Origin of the sequence: Paraburkholderia atlantica, assembly GCF_009362785.1 — a bacterium.
Taxonomy (GTDB): Bacteria; Pseudomonadota; Gammaproteobacteria; order Burkholderiales; family Burkholderiaceae; genus Paraburkholderia; species Paraburkholderia atlantica.
On record NZ_WHNQ01000041.1, the window covers coordinates 29,616 to 48,079 of the forward strand.

9 protein-coding genes and 2 pseudogenes are annotated in these 18,464 nt (G+C 58.9%); 8 read left to right on the plus strand and 3 right to left on the minus strand.

Annotated features, from left to right (window positions below; genetic code table 11):
• Window positions 1–178 precede the first annotated feature (178 nt).
• The 5 genes from GCT19_RS34740 (at window position 179) to GCT19_RS34760 (ending at window position 6,200) form a co-directional block, all read left to right on the plus strand.
• Complete coding sequence (locus GCT19_RS34740; RefSeq protein ID WP_018435693.1) at window positions 179–1,759, plus strand: ABC transporter substrate-binding protein; 1,581 nt, start codon at window positions 179–181, stop codon at window positions 1,757–1,759.
• Window positions 1,760–1,834: 75 nt separating this feature from the next.
• Window positions 1,835–2,788, plus strand: coding sequence for an ABC transporter permease (locus GCT19_RS34745; protein WP_152854452.1), 954 nt, complete (start codon window positions 1,835–1,837; stop codon window positions 2,786–2,788).
• Window positions 2,785–3,777: an ABC transporter permease gene (locus GCT19_RS34750; RefSeq protein WP_018435695.1), complete on the plus strand. Its 993-nt coding sequence runs from the start codon at window positions 2,785–2,787 to the stop codon at window positions 3,775–3,777. Before GCT19_RS34745 ends, GCT19_RS34750 begins: the two co-directional genes overlap by 4 nt.
• Window positions 3,777–5,726, plus strand: a complete 1,950-nt coding sequence (locus GCT19_RS34755) for an ABC transporter ATP-binding protein (protein ID WP_176137770.1) — start codon at window positions 3,777–3,779, stop codon at window positions 5,724–5,726. Before GCT19_RS34750 ends, GCT19_RS34755 begins: the two co-directional genes overlap by 1 nt.
• A 93-nt stretch (window positions 5,727–5,819) precedes the next feature.
• Window positions 5,820–6,200: a helix-turn-helix transcriptional regulator gene (locus GCT19_RS34760; protein WP_018435697.1), complete on the plus strand. Its 381-nt coding sequence runs from the start codon at window positions 5,820–5,822 to the stop codon at window positions 6,198–6,200.
• Between the two features lie 387 nt (window positions 6,201–6,587).
• On the opposite strand, the pseudogene GCT19_RS43725 reads toward GCT19_RS34760, so the two are convergent.
• Window positions 6,588–6,850, minus strand: a pseudogene (locus GCT19_RS43725) (DUF1488 domain-containing protein); the annotation flags it as partial.
• Window positions 6,851–7,918: 1,068 nt separating this feature from the next.
• Between GCT19_RS43725 and GCT19_RS34770 the strand changes: the two are divergent.
• Window positions 7,919–8,851: a ribosome-inactivating family protein gene (locus tag GCT19_RS34770; protein WP_084598368.1), complete on the plus strand. Its 933-nt coding sequence runs from the start codon at window positions 7,919–7,921 to the stop codon at window positions 8,849–8,851.
• A gap of 1,513 nt (window positions 8,852–10,364) precedes the next feature.
• Window positions 10,365–11,304 (plus strand): annotated as a pseudogene (gene pycTIR, locus GCT19_RS44660) (Pycsar phage resistance system effector protein PycTIR).
• Window positions 11,305–12,131: 827 nt separating this feature from the next.
• On the opposite strand, the gene GCT19_RS34790 reads toward pycTIR, so the two are convergent.
• Together GCT19_RS34790 and GCT19_RS42975 are read right to left on the minus strand one after the other, a co-directional pair.
• The gene (locus GCT19_RS34790; protein WP_152854455.1) at window positions 12,132–12,950 is read right to left on the minus strand and encodes a 4'-phosphopantetheinyl transferase family protein; all 819 of its coding nucleotides are present in this window, start codon (window positions 12,948–12,950) and stop codon (window positions 12,132–12,134) included.
• Window positions 12,951–14,080: 1,130 nt separating this feature from the next.
• On the minus strand, window positions 14,081–14,341 hold the full coding sequence (locus GCT19_RS42975; RefSeq protein WP_026228740.1) for a hypothetical protein: 261 nt from the start codon (window positions 14,339–14,341) through the stop codon (window positions 14,081–14,083).
• Between the two features lie 924 nt (window positions 14,342–15,265).
• Between GCT19_RS42975 and GCT19_RS34805 the strand changes: the two genes are divergently transcribed.
• On the plus strand, window positions 15,266–18,464 hold a 3,199-nt coding region (locus tag GCT19_RS34805; RefSeq protein ID WP_152854456.1), incomplete at its 3' end, for an amino acid adenylation domain-containing protein.

Consider the following 18,464-nt stretch of genomic DNA (forward strand, 5'->3'; position numbering starts at 1 on the left):
TGGACCACTCAAAACCATGTTTTCGAATGGTCGAATCCAGCGATACGCGATCAAAGCCATTTTTGGCAGTGCTTAAATCGATTCATGCAGTGCCGCCGCGCCGCGACCAGCACGCGGAGCGCCGTCGAACACCAATGCTGGATATCCCGCGTTCAATCACCAGTAAGGAGCAGTTCCCATGTACGACGACGAAATCAAAACGGGCGGTTTCAGCCGCCGCGACATGATGCGTTTGCTGGCTGCCGGCGGCATGCTCGCCACCGGCGCGGGAGGCTTGCTGGCGGGCGCTCGCCCCGCGCTTGCGGCGACTGCGCCGAAGAAAGGCGGCAAGATCCGGGTCGCCTACGACTCATCGTCGACCGCGGATACGCTCGACCCGGCCAAGGGATCGGCAGGCGCCGACTACATCCGCTTCTTCATGTTTTACAGCGGCCTGACGCAACTCGACAGTTCGCTGACGCCGCGGATGAATCTCGCCGAAGCGGTGGACACGAGCGATGCGAAGGTGTGGGTGATCAAGCTGCGCAAGAGCGCGACCTTCCACGATGGCAAGCCGCTTGCGCCCGCCGATGTCGTCTACTCGCTGATGCGTCATAAGAATCCGGCCACTGCTTCGAAGGTGAAGACGCTGGCCGATCAGTTCGTGGAAGCGAAGCAGACCGGCCCCAACGAAGTCACACTGACGCTCGCGTCGCCCAACGCGGACTTGCCGGTGATTCTCGCCACGCCGCAATTCGTGATCATCAAGGACGGCACGACGGACTTCACGACGGCCGTCGGTACCGGCCCGTACAAGGTGAAGACGTTCAAGCCCGGCGTCTCGACAGTCGGCGTGCGCAATGACAACTTCTGGAAGACGGGCGGCGGCCCCTACCTCGACCAGATCGAGCTGATCGGTATCGGCGACGACGCGGCGCGCATCAATGCGCTGCTGTCCGGCGATGTCCACCTGATCAACGCGGTCGATCCGCGCTCGACGCAGCGCATTGCCGCGACGCCGGGCTATGAGGTGCGCGAGACCAAGTCGGGTCTCTATACCGATCTGATCATGCGACGCGACAATCCGCTGACCGGCAACCCCGATTTCGTGCAGGGCATGAAGTATCTGTTCGATCGTGACCAGGTCCGCACGGCGGTGTTCCGCGGCTATGCGGTGGTCGGCAACGATCAGCCGATTCCACCCAGCCACCGTTACTTCAATGCGTCGCTGCCGCAGCGGCCGCACGATCCGGACAAGGCGAAGTTCTACTTCCAGAAAGCCGGAGCGATCGGGACGGCGTTGCCACCGATCTATGCGACGACCGACGCGAACGGCTCGATCGAAATGGGCGTGCTGCTGCAGCAGTCCGCCGCGAAGATCGGCGTGAACCTGAACATCAACCGCGTGCCGGCCGACGGTTACTGGTCGAACCACTGGATGAAGCATCCGCTCGGGTTCGGCAGCGTCAATCCCCGCTCGAGCGCCGACGTGCTGTTCACGCAGTTCTTCAAGTCGGACGCGCCGTGGAACGAGTCGGGCTGGAACAACCCGAAGTTCGACCAGCTGCTGGTCGCCGCGCGCTCGGAAACCGACGATGCGAAGCGCAAGCAGATGTACGGCGACATGCAGGTGCTGGTAGCGGAGCAGGGCAGCATCGGCATTCCGACCTTCCTGAGCCTGCTCGATGCGAACGATAAGCGCCTGCAAGGGCTTCAACCCATACCTACCGGCGCGATGATGGGCTTCAGCTTCGCCGAGTACGTGTGGTGGAACGCGTAATACGCGCAAGCGCGCGCACGCGCCGGGCGTCGCCCCGGCGCGTGCCCCAAAGCCTCAACCGAGGAGGTCATGCCTATGAACGGGAATATCGCCCAGTTGATCGGCCGGCGCATCGGCGTCACCGCGCTGACGCTGGTGATCGTCTCGATCATCATCTTCGTGATCACCAATCTGTTGCCCGGCGATGCCGCGCAGGCCGCACTCGGCCAGTCGGCGACGGCCGAAACGGTCGCGGCGCTGCGCCAGCAGTTCGGTCTCGACCAGCCGGCTTACCTGCGGTACTTCCATTGGCTCGTCGGTCTGCTGCACGCGAACTTCGGCGTGTCGCTATCGAATAATCTGCCGGTCTCCGAGCTGATCGAAGGGCGCTTGCCGAAGTCGCTGACCCTCGCGGCGATCACCACCGCGGTGTCGGTGCCGATCGCGGTGTCGGCGGGCATCCTGGCGGCGGTCAAGCGCGACTCGCTGATCGACCGCATCGTGAGCCTCGGTACGCTGTCGCTGGTCGCCACGCCCGAGTTCCTGATCGCGACGCTCGCGGTGCTGGTGCTGGCCGTCAAGCTGCACTGGCTGTCCGCGCTGTCGTACAGCGGCGACATTGAGAGCCTGCACGACTTTCTGCGCGCGTATGCAATGCCGGTCGTAACCCTCTGCGCAGTCGTGATTGCGCAGATGGCCCGCATGACCCGCGCCGCGGTGATCGAGCAGCTCAGTTCGTCGTACGTGGAAATGGCGATGCTGAAGGGCGCGAGCCCCGCGCGCGTGGTACTGCGCCACGCACTGCCGAATGCGATCGGCCCGATCGCCAACGCGATCGCGCTGAGCCTGTCTTATCTGCTTGGCGGCGTGATCGTCGTGGAGACCATCTTCAACTATCCGGGCCTCGCGAGCCTGATGGTCGACGCGGTGAGCAACCGCGACTTCCCGCTCGTGCAGGCCTGCACGCTGCTGTTCTGCCTCGGCTATCTGATGCTCGTGCTGCTAGCCGACCTGTGCGCCATCATCTCGAACCCGAGGCTGCGGACATGACGACTCTTCGACCTTCTTCCGATTCGTCTCACCAACTCGGCGCGCTCGAGCCGGTGCAGCGCAGCAGCATGCTGCCGCAGGGCGCGGAGCCACCACGGTCCTGGCGTGGCGGCGGCGCTCCGGCGCCGCGGCCGGTGCGCCGTCGCAGCGTCGCGCAGCGCATGAATCTGTCGACCGGCGGCTGGATCGGTCTCGCGATGGTGAGTTGCGCGCTGTTCGTCGCGGCGTTCGCGCCGTGGATCGCGCCGCACGCGGTGGGCGCGATCATCACGCCCGACGTCTTCGCTGGCTTCAGCGCGAAGCTGCCCCTCGGCTCCGACTACCTGGGCCGCGACATGCTGACCCGCATCATCTACGGCATGCGGCTGACGGTCGTGCTGGCGCTCGCCGCGGCGCTGCTCGCGGCGCTCACCGGGACGATGCTGGGCTTGCTCGCGGCCGTCGCCGGCCGCCATATCGACGAAACCATGAGCCGGCTGCTCGATGCGGTCACCTCGATTCCGTCGAAGATGTTCGCGCTGATGATCGTCGCCGCGTTCGGCTCGTCGCTGCCGTTGCTGATCGCGACAGCGGCCATCAGCTACATGCCGGGCTCGTACCGGATCGCCCGCTCGCTCGCGGTCAATATCGGCACGCTCGAATATGTGCAGGTCGCCCGGGCGCGCGGAGAAAGCGCGCTTTACATCGCGTGCTTCGAGATGCTGCCGAACATGATCCACCCGATGCTCGCCGACACCGGGCTGCGTTTCACGTTCGTCGTGCTGCTGCTGAGCAGCCTGAGCTTTCTCGGCCTGGGCGTGCAGCCGCCGTATGCCGATCTCGGTTCGCTGGTGCGCGAGAACATCGCCGGTCTCGGTGAAGGCGTGCCCGTGGTGATCCTGCCCGCGATCGCAATTGCGGTGCTGACGGTCGGCGTGAACCTGCTGATCGACGGACTGCCGCATCGTGGGCGCCGCAAGAACATGCCCGATGCCGATGGAGGCCATTGATGAAGGGACACCTGTTCAGACGTGCTCACGCGGACTTTCCGGCCGCCTCGCAGACCGCGTCGTCACCGTCGTCCAATCTGGTCGAAGTGCGGGGCCTGCGCGTGGTGGGAAGCCGCCCCGGCGAGCCTGATACGACGATCGTGCACGACATCGATTTCGAGATTGCGCGCGGCGAGGTGCTCGCCTTGATCGGCGAATCGGGCTCGGGCAAGACCACGATCGCGCTGTCGCTGATGGGCCATGCTCGCAGCGGCTGCCGCATCGCGGGCGGCTCGATCCGGGTCGGCGACACCGACGTGCTCGGACTCTCGCCGAAACAGCTCGAGGGATTGCGTGGCCGCAAGGTTGCCTATATCGCGCAAAGCGCGGCGGCCGCGTTCAACCCGGCGCGCTCGATCATGGACCAGGTGATCGAAAGCGCGCTGATTCACGGCACGCTCAGCAAGCGCGCCGCGCAGGCAAAAGCGGTCGAACTGTTCCGCGCGCTCGCGCTGCCGGACCCGCAGAAGATCGGCCAGCGTTACCCGCACCAGGTGTCGGGCGGCCAGTTGCAGCGGCTGATGGCGGCGATGGCGCTGATCACCGACCCCGCCCTCGTGATCCTCGACGAGCCGACCACGGCGCTCGACGTCACGACGCAGATCGACGTGCTGCAAGCGTTTCGCGGCGTGATCCGGCAATGCGGAATGACCGCCGTCTATGTGTCGCACGATCTGGCGGTGGTCGCGCAGATGGCCGATCGGATCGTCGTGCTCAGCAACGGTGAGGTTCGCGAAACGGGCCGCACCGAGCAGATTCTGCATGCGCCGGCCCATCCTTATACGCAGAGCCTGATTGCCGCGGTGACGCCCGTTGCACCCGCTGCTGCCGCGCTGGACGCGTCGCAACGCAACGCGGCGCCGCTGCTCGAACTGCGCGGGCTGACGGCCGGCTACGGCGGCACCGACGCGCACGGCTGGCCGCACAAGCTCATTCTGCGCGACGTCGACCTCGCAATCGGCCGTGGCCAGACGGTGGGCGTGATCGGCGAGTCGGGTTCGGGCAAGACGACGCTCGCGAAGGTGATCGCGGGGCTCGTGCCGATGGCGCGCGGCAAGCTGCTGCTCGATGGTGAGCCGCTTGCCGCCAACCTGAACCGTCGCAGCCGCGAACAGTTTCGCTGTATCCAGATCGTGTTCCAGAACGCCGACACCGCGCTCAACCCGACGCATACCGTCGAGCGCACGCTGGCGCGCCCGTTGAAGTTCTATCACGGTATGAAGGGCGAGGCCGCGCGGCGCCGCGTCGCCGAACTGCTTGGCCTGGTTCGCCTGCCAGCCGAACTGGCGCAGCGTCGCACCGGTGAGTTGTCGGGCGGGCAAAAACAGCGCGTGAATCTCGCGCGGGCGCTGGCCGCCGAACCCAAGCTGATCCTTTGCGACGAAGTCACCTCCGCGCTCGATACGGTGGTCGGCGCAGCCATTCTCGAACTGCTGCGCGATCTGCAGAAAAAGCTCGGCGTGTCGTATCTGTTCATCACGCACGACATCGCCAAGGTGCGCGCGATCAGCGACGACATCGTCGTGCTGTACGCGGGGCACCGCGTCGAGGCGGGTAACCGCGACGCGTTGTCGGCGCCGCCGTACCACCCGTATTCGCATCTGCTGGTGTCGTCCGCGCCGGAGCTTCGCGCCGGCTGGCTCGAAGAAGCGGGCGAGCGCTGTCATCAGACGCTGCCGCCGATCGGCGAGCCGGCCGATGAGCCGCAGCTATGCACGTTTCTCGCGCGCTGCCCGCTGCGCATCGATGGGGTCTGCAACCGCACGCAGCCGGCCGCGCGCACGCTCGAGAGCGGCGCGCAGGTGGTGTGCCATCGCAGCGAAGCGGAACTGCAGCAGTACCAGAACGGACCGCCGGACGGCGCTACTGCGGCTGGTGGGCTCGCACAGTCCGTCACGCTGCGCGTCTGATGGAAACTCGCGCTGCGCGATGACGGCATCGGCCTTGCCGAATCGGTGTCGTCCGAGCGGCGCGCATGATTTTGTGGCCCGAAGGGATACGACATGACTGGAATCTTCGACTACACCGCCAGCGGCACGACCGTGGTGATGTCGCGTGCGATCAGGCGGGCCGTGGCCTTTATCGACAGCTCGTTCGCGCAGCCGGTCAGTCTTGCGACGCTCGCGGCGACGGCGGGCTTGAGTGTGTCGCGTTTTGCGACGCTGTTCCGCAAAGAAGTTGGAATCTCGCCGCATCGTTATGTGTGTTTGGTGCGGATCCAGCACGCCAAGCGGCTATTGCGCGACGGCGTCCCGCCGTCTGAGGTCGCGACCGAGGTCGGGTTTTTCGATCAGAGTCACCTTGGTCGACATTTCCGGCGCGCGGTCGGCGTGACGCCGGGGCATTTCGTCGCTTCGCCGGAGGCGGTCAGCGCGTGCCGATAAAGCGATCGCGCAACGGCAATTCTGTCGGTCAGTGGAATCGCGGGCCGTCTCGAACTTGTGCAACCTACGACGTCACAAGGCTAAGCCGACCCAGTTAGACCGGTTGAGCATGGTGGACCTCGCGTTCGACCCCATACTGGTCTCACTATCTGTAGGAAGCGCTGGGGCGATGCCTCCCCTGCTAGCCCAAGCCATTGAATCGTCTGGGAAATTGCCTGGCTGGCCGCACTACACGCGCATTTTCGCACGGCTCGCCTGTGTGTCGACCGAATCGAAACGAAGTGAGCGCAACGGGAATTTGATGAGGAGCATTCAGCGGGACAGCCTATACCTGTAACAGGAACTCGTCCTCGGTCGCCGTCGCCACAGACGGAAACCGGTGTCTCTTGGGCGCGAGAAATCTGCCAGCGTCAGCTCAATTCCTGCTGCGGGATGGGCAAGCAACTTTCGTTCGGCTATCGCCTGCATGCGGCCGTACCATCGCGAAGGTTTGAGGATGCGCGCGTCGCCTGCGCGCGGCTCGAGGCACAAATACGCTTGCAGCGCCGTAATCGTGATCATGCATTCGATCGCGCGGTTCTGGAAGGCAGAGAAAATGCCACGCCGAGGCGACTGGCGAGCACCTGCGGTTCAAGTTCGACGGTTGCCATTGGTGACGAGTACGGCTGCACGGGTTACAAATTCGTTAGACTGCGTCACCTTATTAACCACTAACGAATTCGATCGACCAATTTTATTGGATCGTTTCCTGTTTCCGAGACCGCCGACGTTACATATCTATAAGGCCGCTTTGCCGGTTTCAAGGCACCGCGCCACTTTCCGGCGGTCTCTACTGTGCCTGACTCTTCCACATAGCGGTGGTTATTGTCGCCGGTCCTTCCTCTCATGCCGAACCACGCGTTCCAGCGTCGACAAGCCCAAGATCAGAGTGTTCGAGTTCGACTCGACAAAAATGGAAGGTTTCCCGCGTTTTTAGCCAGCAGAGCTCTTTGTTCTCTTCGCTGTGAAAGTACCGATAGAGGAACTCAGCGAACACAAGGAACGCTACGTTAGGACGCAGCGAGGAATCGCAGTCAGAGTCACATCCATGAAGCTCCTCAGAATGCCAGAGCTGCAAGTCCCGCGATCACGTCAAAGCCAATAAAAAGGCCGCCGACCGGAGTGTAACCGATGTCGAGTCTCTGATTCTTTCATGGATTTTTTGAACATGTCGTTGTGGCCCCGCTCAAAAGGTTTGTCTGCTTTCGCTGCCGAACGATAGCAGCAGACAGGACCAGTCGTTCCACTTGCACCACTGTCTGAATTCCCGACGCCCCTAACGGTAGCGACACAAATTGTCGGAATTGTCCGGTTTGTCTGTTGATGCTATCGGTGAATGGGCTTTAAGGGCTTTCGAGCTTCTACTTGCTATTGGCGTTGGCTTGTTGGCATAGATTTAGCAATTGAGTATGTGGTTAGGCTAATCTTGTGGGAGTGGGGCTATGCGTAAGTAATCCAGCTGCTAGGCTCATCCAATGTCGGTGTGACCCTGTATTTGCGCAAATTGATAATTGGCGCCGCTATGTGAAAAAGGCCGCTTCAGTTTTGAGTGCATTTATGCGATTATTAGATAATAAAATTGATTGTGCTTAATATGTGGCAACTTCGCTTAATAAGTAAAGGGGCATCAGGATCGCGAATTTCGTTTTGAGATGACGCGATATAACGGTGGAGTTTTGATGAAAAAATTCATGAAGGCCATTTTAATTTTGTGGTGTTTTTCGACCTGTTCATTTTTATATGCTGCCGAATTCAGGGTCGATTTTAGTTCCCCGCAAAAATATGTTCAATCGTTGGGTGCAATTAGAACTGCAATGGGCGATGCGATGTCGCTCGCGAATATCCCTGGCAATAAAATTTTGTATCAATTAAGGCCCGATGCGTCAAATATTGTAGAGGGGATTACCATTGAAATAATTGGAGTTGGTCCCAATGACCCATCCTCAAATACAGATGTTAGGTTTGTGATGAACCCATCCGATTTGTACCTGACAGGGTTTATCGTTGCGCGTATATTTTACCGATTTTCTGATTTTTCGGATACAGCCAGCGGAAGAGTACAGGTGAATGCGCCACGGCGTTTGGCAGATTTCACGGTAAATATGACAGGAGATTCTAGCTATCTCTCGTTGGCAAGGAGTGCCGGAGTAAGCGCGGATAGAACAGATTTGTCAATCGATAGATATTCACTGATGAAGGGGTATAGGAACCTAATGAATCATGTTTCTTCGACTAGTACGATAAACGGAGCGGAGGCAAGGGCCTTGCTATCGTACGCAACAGTGCTATCAGAGGCGGTAAGGTTTCGTAGCATCCAAGGGAGTTTTGCATCGACTGCATTAGGCGATGATGCTTTCACTCCATATCGATTGAGTCTCGAAGATTCAAATAGAACTACGCGGTGGGATCGGCTAAGCGATGAAATACGTAAGGTTCAGTACGGCGCAATAAAAATTGCTACGCATGGCGTGGCCCCGATCTTACTAACAAACGTCAGAGACGTTTTCGGAATGACGACCAGCACGGGCAAGAAGATCGTATCAAAGACTCCATCCCTTCCATATAACGATTGTGTTCAGGGTAATATCGGGCGGTGTAATATGGGATTCTGATTGTCTTTCGCGTGTTCTTACGTAGTCGCGATTTGTTTGAATTCGGTAGATGGGGGCGCCTGTCGGGCTTTTGCGTGGTGATTTTTAATGGGTAGTTAATTTTGAATTTTTACTAGGATGTGCGAAATGTGGGCCAAAAAATATGTTCTTTGTATTTCGATGGCAGGTGTGATGTTGCCATCTGGTTTGGTATTTGGCGGGGGATATTATCATGAGGGGTATATTTCTAGTCCAAAAGTAAATCTTCAGGGTGGGGAGTGTGAGATTGGCCTCGCAGGCTCTCAATCTTCCTCCCGTTTCAATGGGGGAAATGGTCGTGCGACGCAAGTATTCGTCAACCTATGCTGGATATCGCCAGGCACGCTCACGCAATCGAATCGAGGGTCAATGTGACATATGCAGGGCGTGGGACCTATTCGAAGCCCATTTATTTGAATTTTGGAAAACCATAGTAGCGCACGGTATCAGACCGGTAATGCCGCACCTTGGATCGCCCGGCGCGGACTTTGTCAAATTGAAGGTCGAGTCCATTAGATCGGCAGGATGAAGAAGAGTCAATCGTCTTCCAAGGTTGCGCTTCCCGGCCGCGGTGATCGGCTCCGCGGTACGCTGTATCACCGCTTCAATCTGAGCCTGCGCGAGGTCGATGCGCTACGTATCTGTAAGCGATGCCTCACCCTTGCAATTACCCGCACCCATTAGCGGGTAGGTGTCACGCGACCAGTACTTACCATGGCCGCGTGAGGCCAGCCTCAACTTCATCCCGATCGCAGCAGCCGAGTGCCTCCGTTTCTTCGATTCGGTGGCTGCGACGGATCGCGCCACATACCCATAAGGATCAAGCGAGACTGCCGTCGCCTTGGCGGCCCCATGTCGCCCCAAAAAAACGTTGGCACCTTCGCGCAGTGACGGGTCTTGGATTTCAGCTTGAACGACGCCTGGAAGAAGTTGATGTAGAGCGGCGAGACCTGCTAAAGGGGGCAAGGATTTCCGTGGCCCTCCAGACCTTGGCGCCTTCCGTAGGCGACCAAGCGGTGAACGATAGCGCCATTCTTCTGCTAGACCCACGCCTCGTAGTTCTTCTTGTATGCACGCGACCGAGTAAGCTCGATACCCGTCGGTTTGCAGAAGTAGCACACCGTCTCGTTCATGAAGGCGCTATCGTTGTCGCAATCTAGACCGCGCAGGGGAAACGGCAATGCACTGCGGACCTGCCTAATATGCTCCAGAACGAATGCGCCTCTGCGACACGGCCTGACCAGGCATTCGGTTCATCCCGTCGCGATATCAGTCATCACAAGCGTGTGCACGAGCTCGCTGTCGACCTTGCCGCCACCACAATGCGGCACGAACTCGATCTCGAAATAACCGGATAGATGACCTGCGACCGGACTCCGCTTTCTCACGTTCGCAGACACCCCACGGACGGCGCTGCCGGCACCGAATTGTAGCCTGTCCTCCATCAGAATATCGCTGCTGCTTGTTTCCCAAAGGCGGCACGGAGAGAGCAAGAATCATTGAGAGATTTTCTGGGGAAACGGGCAAACGCCTGCGTGTTGAAGCGTTCACGGGCCAGAAGCTCGTCGGCGGCGACAAAGATCTGGCCGCGGAGCTGGCCGACATGGCCGAACTGATTCAGGTCAAGGCTTGCGACGTTATCATCCAGCAGGACGCCACCGACAACGACGTGTATTTCATCATCACCGGCGCGTTCGACATCGTCGTCAACCCTACGCCGATCCGCCGGCGGTTCCCCGGCGGTTCCCCGGCGATTCGGTCGGAGAGATGGCAGCCGTTGAGCCGATCCAGAAATGGTCTGTGACGGTTCGTGAGGCAGAGGATTCCCTTGTCGCGAAAATCACGGAACAGTAACTGAGCGAGCTCGGCAGCCGCTATGCAGACCTCTGACGCCGGATGGCAAAAGAACCCTGGAAACGCCTGATCGGGGCGCAACCAGATCGTAAACGCGAAGTGCGACAAAATCCGCGTTTTCGTGATTTCGAGCGCTGAGGCGCTTGATGTCTCGCACCTGCTGCAATCCATGTTCGCACACGACAAGTTCCTGACCGTGCCATGGAACCAGGGGGTGTTCGAGGTCGCAAACGATACGCGCGACGATATCGAACGTGAGCTGGTTTAGTGCGATTTCGCGGTGGCGATCGCACATGGCGACGACGTCACCAATGCCCGCGTCACCAATGCCCGCGTCACTGAATGGTCGGCGCCCGCGCGATAACGTCGGTTTCGAGCTTGGCCTATTCATGGGACGCCTCAGCCGCAAGCGCGCAATCTTGATGGAACCGCGCGGCGAGGGCGTCCAGCTTCCGAGCGACATGGCCGGCGTGACGACGATCCGCTACGTCTACGGCGAAAAGAACGATACAGAGGCGAAGTTTGGCCCGGCCGCGACTGCGTTCCGCAAGCACATCATCAGCCTTGGAACGATTTCCTAAATATTCCCGAAATCGATCTCGAAGCCGAAGGTGGGTCGTGCCATGGCCAACTTAGTATTCGACTTACCTTGGGGGCAAACAAGTGGGGAATATCAATGGCTCTGACCGACGATTTGAAGAAATGGGTTGGTGAAACGTTCACTGGAGAGTACTGGTATCCCTAACCCCGAGGATTCGCGTCTCAACTCTAGCCACGCGAAAGACCTTAGGCCGCGACCGTCCTTTACGCGGACTTGGACCGACATGGTGAACACCATGAAATGGGAGTTCAGCGCACAAATTTATAAGACCTTTTTGAAGTGCGCTTCCGACATCATCAGGAATGAAAGGGGGTGTGATTACTGCCTATAACGGAGACCCAGCAATGGTAGTCTTTACCGGCGACTCGAAGAATACGTCCGCAGCCGGATGTGCGCTAAAATTTCCTCTACCGTCCTCGACATTACAACTCGCATCACCGCCGATGTCTACAACATGTTGGCTGACCAGACGAAGTAGACGAATGGCGTTGACATGTGGGCTCCAGAGTATTGGGGGGACATGGGAGTCTGGACATACACATCGACGTGTAAAGGGCAGTCCAGCCATTGCTAGCATGTCATGGTTGGCACGTGCCATACGGGCAATCTCGATTTTTGGTATTTCTGGTCTCAGGAAACGGGCCGAATCTCACCAATTCCTTTTCTCTGCAACGGCGCTTTTGATCAGATCACGATGATTTTTGCACAGGTTATGCATTTCGGATGCGCCGACCGGCTGCTTTCGCTTCGCGCTAGCGCAAACTTTGGTTGGAGTTAAATTCTCGAAACGCTCAAGCTACATTGTGCCTACGCATCGCACCAAGCGGCGTCGCGCGACCACACGACACACGCGGCATAACCGTTCAGGGCACGAAGCCAAACTGCGTCGAGATTCGCAATCAGGTCGCGATTGCACACACTCTCCTCGGAAACTACGATGCTTGGCTCGTGCTGCCCGTCGCCAAGTACAGAAAACCATGTCATGCCTCCTCCGATGCCGACGCCACGCGCCTTCAACACCGCTTCCTTTGCCGTCCATACGTCATAAAATGCGTCGGTTCGTCTGTGCATCGGCAATGCGGTTACGTGTGCTTCGTCGCGCGGCGCAAACACCGCTGACGCGAGTTTCCTCCAGTTGAGGTCATTGCGAGCAAATTCGATATCTACACCAACCGTCCGTCGCCGCGCAATTGCGATCAGACCATACTGCTCAGAATGCGAAACGTTGAAGTCGAGTTGCCGACCGGGGCCCCCTTGTATCGACTTATCGAGACGCGGTCGACCACCGGTGTCTAGCTCGAAACGCAATTCACTTGCCTTCAAATCTGTTCGTTCGGCCAGCAACTGACGCAGCACGACGCGCGTGATGGCACAACGCAGCGCATCGTCGCGGCGTCGGAAGCGCGCGACCTTTTCACGCTCATCGTCCGAGAGTGGAGCGAATGCGGGACAGTCGAGCGTCGCGCGAAAATCGAAGGTGATGAAAAAGATCTCAATATCTGCTGCCGAAGCACGTGGTACAGCGAGCTCGCGCACATCGAAAGCCGAGGTTGCTGGGACAGTCATCAATTCGCTCCGATAGTGACGGTACTCTTGACGAGCGAAGCCGCGCCGCAGCGCCGACATGTGATTCGCGATATTTTCAACGCGCTGCGCTGGATGGTGCAGGCCGGTGCATCTTGGCGCATGCTCTCGACCAGTTTCCCGCCGTACGAAATGTGCGAGTGCACCGATTGCTATCCGTCGCGCGCGGCGATTGGGGGCCGTGCCAGCTGTTCGCTGCGAGAACCCAATACGTCAATGACGCTCTCTGGATGATAACGGATCCACGCCCATGCCGTCTCGATCCGTAGTGCCCGCACTCTCCGATTGCCTTGATTGCTGATGGCCTTGGCGACCTGGCTCTCACCATTGTCACGAGGCTCAAACCGCCGCCAGAACAGTTCCAGTGCCAGTCGCGAGCCACCCGGCCCCAATGCCACTCAGGCGTTTGAGGCGATCGATTCGCTTCCGCTCGGCTTCGGGAGGCTCCCGAGCGTCTCCTTTTCCAGTGTCGCCAGTTACTGCTTAAGGAGCACCAGTTGTTCGCATTCGCGCAACAGCCGTCGCTGAAGTTCCAGTGGTAGTGGCGTACCGTCGTGGCACCGTACCTCGCCGCGTGCACAGACGTGCGGTGAACTTCCGGCTGTCGACTCGACCCCAGTAACCGAGCGGGACCAGTAGCTTGCACGTGCGCCGCCGGTGTTGCGGGACTTCCCTCTCCAGTTGCCCACGGTCGCGTATGACGTTGCACGACGTCTCATCGGGCAGCAACGGCACACGGATCGCGTGCATGCGATCCCGTTTACCATGCGGCCAACACACGCAGGTTGATGGCCAGCACGATTACTTCCATTCGGTGCGTCTTGTCGCGCTACTTCTGGCGTTCCACAGAGATGCTCGTGGGATCGACAAGACAGCATTCGATCCCGCGACCTTGCAAGGCATGACAGATCCAGAACGCGTCTTGGCCGGTCTCATAGCTTGGGCAATCCATAGTTCATCTGGCAACGCCCATTTCTGCCGCTGCTGTCCAATCAGGGACAGCGCCGCCTACAGACGTGATGCAGCCCGTGACTGCGTGACCGTATGCACGGCTGGCCGATCTTAGCTAGCTGGCCACCTCATCTCAGCGTTCGATTGCTTGAGAAACTCTTTAAGACTGCAATCTGCGACAGCTTGTCGTTCCATTCTTGCGCGAGTGTGTCGGTGACCGGTCAGTTACTTGGATGGACCAGCATGAAGCGCCGTTGCGCAAGATCTGCGTCGACCTGCGCGCGTTCTATAGCGCGCAGGCGTAACCGATCGGCTTCAGCGTGACGCGCTTCGATTTCCCTGCGCATCTCCCCTGCCAAGTCATCGGCAGCGGGAGTCATCGACGCGACGATCAACGCGTAAACTGTTTCACCCGATCGGCGCTCCGTCAATTGACTGGCAGCAAGGTTCTCCAAGAGCGTCTTGTGCTTGATCGCAGACATATTAGGCTTCCTGTCTTCCGCGTAGCGTAACGGAGTCGGAAAAGCGACCACAACGACTGTAGATGACGCCTCCCTGCAGAACGGGCGCACCCTCGCCAGGTGGCAACGATCGCGCGACTTCAAACCCGCGACCATGCGTCTTGGGCTCGGGTGCACTAGATAATCGGCTGACCTCAGCCAGCGCTGCCTCGTATTCGCACTCCTCCTCTGATCCGCCCGCAGAAGTCGTTCGATTCATGCTTCTGGGTCGGGCACTACCGGATGAATAACTCCCCACGCTCTGGAGCTTCCGCCAAATTCGGTGCCGCTCAAAGCCTCAGAAACTGGGGGATATTAGAAAATCGCTAGGACATCGAAAAAACATTTGATATCAATGCGGTGCACGAACGGTGGCATGATGGTACCCATTCCGTACCGGCTGCAGTGTCTGATTTGCTTTGCGTGCACAAGGTTTTTCACTGATAGGGGCGCATTCGTGCGTTGGCAGGCGAATTCCAGAAGGTCGGGTACTTTATTCGGGTTTGCAAAAAGTAGTTGCGTTGTCTTGGCTACGTCGCCGATCGGCGCAAACGCAAATGCATGAGCGGTAGTTTGGGCTGGAGCAAAGGGGGGAGAGATACATCTGCGGGCGGGAATCGTGATGAAGCGGTGCGCTCAGCTTCTGCTCGCAGTAGGCGTCGACGTGATGCGGATGCGAACGCTTGCCATTCTGACGTGTACGGGAGAAATCGCGACATCAGCAGCACCGGATCTTTGTTCGTGAGTCGCAGGGAGCTCGTCAACGCGCCGGCTGTGTCAAATAGCGGGCGCGTGTTCACGAACCCGCATTCGGCGGCAGCATTGCGTTCGATGCTTTCCGTGGCGGTGTCGTCGTAACGGCGGCACGCTTGGCCAAATGACTTCGGTCTTGGCTGGGAGATTAAGATGTTAAATCGTATTTCCTTGGCGCGCCCGGATCATGGGGCGAATAAGCAGTTAACCTTATCAAAGGTGTCTAGCGTTATTGTCGGTAGCGGTACGCTAGCCATTAGGTGTGCTCAGCTAGCCCAAGAAAGGGGGCACGTGATCCGCGCGGTACTTTGTGCGGACTCCCGGTTTTCCGAGTGGGCCACCGGTGCCAATATCCTGTGTTGTAGCAGCGTCGACGAGCTCTCGACATTTATAGATATTGAGCCCGTTGAATATATATTTTCTGTCGCCAATCCGTTCATATTGCCAGTGGGTATGCTTAGGCAGGCACGTCAAGGCGCTTTCAATTATCACGATGGACCCCTCCCTCAATATGCGGGAACTCATGCCACTTCTTGGGCCTTGCTTGCTGGTGAAAGCGAATATGCAATTACGTGGCATTGTATGGATCAAGGCGTCGATACTGGTGATGTGGTCGTTCGGCGTCAGGTTTTAATAACGCCGACCGACACTGCATTCACCCTAAACATTAGATGTTATGAAGCTGCTATCGAGGGGTTCCGTGAGTTGTTAATTGGATTGACCGATGGGGCCCTCGATATACGTCCGCAAAGGATGCTGGACAGGAGCTACTTTCCGAGATATCGAAGGCCCGATGTTGGGGGCTGTTTACGTTGGGATCGATCTGCGGAAGATTTGTCTGCAATGGTGCGGGCCTTGGATTTCGGAGCAAATTATCCAAATCCGTTGGGAATGCCAAAGGTTATCTTGGTCGATGATCTTGTGGCAGTCAAACGCGTAAAGGTTCTGGATCGATGCTCGGATGAGCTTCCGGGTTCCTTGCTGGGGATCCACCGTTGGAATTGGCGTGTCGCGACAGCTACGCAAGATGTCGATGTTTGGTTTTCTGGTCCGGACGGTCAATCTATTGACGCGTCGGCGCTCGCGAAGCATCACGGTCTGGATATCGGAGACCGTCTTCACATATTCGGTGTAGAACAGGCGTCGAGCATTACTTCCGAGCTCGAAATGTTAGCCGTGCAAGAGTCATTTTGGCGCCAGCGGCTTGCCGGGTTCAGATCGTTGCAGCTTCCCTTTTTTTTGTCGTCGGCTTTGGCCATGACGAAATGGCAGTCCAGTTCGGAGAATGCTTTTAGCGTTTTGGCTGAATTGGCACCGATCGAGCGCATGGTACACATAGTGGTCGGCTGGCTAATCTATCTTTCCCGCATCTCAGGTGAATCTGAGCTTCAGTTGGGATGGAGTCCTACGCTCAATGTATCGGGAGTTGCATCGGAAGCAACAGGGTTGCATATTGCCGCAGTCGTGCCGATGAAAATTGTAGTTGATCTCGATGATGCTTTTGCAGAGGTGCGTAGGACAGTTGAGACCGAATTCGCTCTGCTTCGAGCACACAAAAGTTTTGCTGGGGATCTCGTTGCACGCTACCCGGCGTTAAAGAACATAGAGGCACTTCGATCGCGGTGCCCGTGGCCGATTGGTATCACGATAAGGGAAGGTGCTTCTTCGCATGAGCTGGGATCAGCGCCGAATTCTGGAATACTTCGCTCGGGCAACGTGCTGACGCTTGAAGTGTGCTCTTTGGACGGTAGCTTTCGATGGCACTTCGACAGAAGCCGCTTGGCACCGGAGAATGTCGAACGTATTACACAGCATTTGGAAAAATTGTTGGGTGCTGTGATGGCTGAGCCTCGGCAGCCGGTGGGCCGCATCGACATCCTGCCGGCGGCGGAGCGCGGGTATCTGCTGGAGGAGCTGAACCGCACGGAGGCGGCGTATCCGTCGGAGCGGTGCATCCATGAGCTGTTCGAGGCGCAGGTGCGGCGGGCACCGGAGGCGGTGGCGCTGGTGCATGAGAATGAGAGACTGAGCTATGGGGAGCTCAACGCGCGGGCCAACCGGCTGGCCCATCATCTGGTCGCACTCGGAGTCAGGCCGGACCAGCCGGTGGGGATCTGCGTGGAGCGCAGCGCGGCGATGGTGGTGGGGCTCTTGGCGATCCTGAAGGCGGGGGGCGCGTATGTGCCGCTGGATGCGGCGTATCCGGGCACGCGGCTGCGGCAGATTCTGGGGGAGGCGGCGCCGCGGCTGGTGCTGGCCGATGCGGCGGGGCGTGCGGCGCTGGGCGGGGAGGCGCTCGCTGGGGTGGGGCTGGTGGAGCTGGAGGCGCAGTCGCTGGCGTGGGCCGGGCAGCCGTCATCGGATCCGGATGCGCGCGCGCTGGGCCTGGGCCCGCACCATCTGGCCTATGTGATCTACACCTCGGGCTCCACCGGCACGCCCAAGGGCGTCATGGTCGAGCACAGAAACCTGTTGAATTATTTGCAATGGTCACATCGCAGTTATTACGAAGAAGCGTTGAATGGTTCGCCGATATTACATTCGTTGAGCTTTGACGGCATCGTTACAACTTTATTCGGGCCCCTGTTGGCAGGTGCAGCGCTGTATCTTCTAAAACCTCCTGTTGAAACTGATTTACTTTCTCCTGCTAACGATGGTCGGGTCTACGATTTGATCAAGCTGACGCCTTCGCACCTGAGCCTGTTAAACCGGCAACTGGAGTGTTACGAAGGTCCGGCTCCGACGAAGGCACTGATGGTTGGTGGGGAACCGTTAGTACCTGCGGATATTCAGTTTTGGCGAAAGCGCTTCCCGAATGTGCGTCTGATCAACCACTTCGGTCCTACAGAAGCGACAGTTGGAAGCGTCACATTTGAAATATCCAAAGTTATCGATGGATCCGCCTCTATCCCGATCGGCCGTCCGATTGCGAACACGCGGGTGTACGTGCTGGACGGTCATGGCGAGCCGGTGCCGTTCGGGGCGGCTGGGGAGCTCTACATTGGCGGGGCGGGGGTGGCGCGTGGCTACCTGAACCGCCCCGAGCTGACAGCAGAGCGGTTCATCGCCAGTCCCTTTGTGGAGGGCGATCGGCTGTACCGCACGGGGGACCTGGCGCGGTACCTGCCGGACGGCAATCTGGAGTTTCTGGGGCGCACCGACGAGCAGGTCAAGGTCCGGGGCTTTCGCATCGAGCCGGGCGAGGTGGCCGCGCACCTGTGCGGACATGCGTGGGTGCGCGAGGCGGTGGTGGTGGCGCGCGAGGAGCGGGCCGGCGAGCCGCAGCTGGTGGCGTATGTGGTGGCCGCAGAGGAGGCGCAGGAAGCGCAGCTTGCGGCGACGCTGCGCGCGC

Excerpts from the sequence above, each read along its gene's own strand:
- GCT19_RS34750 (WP_018435695.1), top strand. The coding sequence starts at position 2,785 with ATGACGACTCTTCGACCTTCTTCCGATTCGTCTCACCAACTCGGCGCG.
- GCT19_RS34790 (WP_152854455.1), bottom strand. The coding sequence starts at position 12,950 with ATGTCGGCGCTGCGGCGCGGCTTCGCTCGTCAAGAGTACCGTCACTAT.
- GCT19_RS34770 (WP_084598368.1), top strand. The coding sequence starts at position 7,919 with ATGAAAAAATTCATGAAGGCCATTTTAATTTTGTGGTGTTTTTCGACC.
- GCT19_RS34760 (WP_018435697.1), top strand. The coding sequence starts at position 5,820 with ATGACTGGAATCTTCGACTACACCGCCAGCGGCACGACCGTGGTGATG.
- GCT19_RS42975 (WP_026228740.1), bottom strand. The coding sequence starts at position 14,341 with ATGTCTGCGATCAAGCACAAGACGCTCTTGGAGAACCTTGCTGCCAGT.
- GCT19_RS34745 (WP_152854452.1), top strand. The coding sequence starts at position 1,835 with ATGAACGGGAATATCGCCCAGTTGATCGGCCGGCGCATCGGCGTCACC.
- GCT19_RS34755 (WP_176137770.1), top strand. The coding sequence starts at position 3,777 with ATGAAGGGACACCTGTTCAGACGTGCTCACGCGGACTTTCCGGCCGCC.
- GCT19_RS34740 (WP_018435693.1), top strand. The coding sequence starts at position 179 with ATGTACGACGACGAAATCAAAACGGGCGGTTTCAGCCGCCGCGACATG.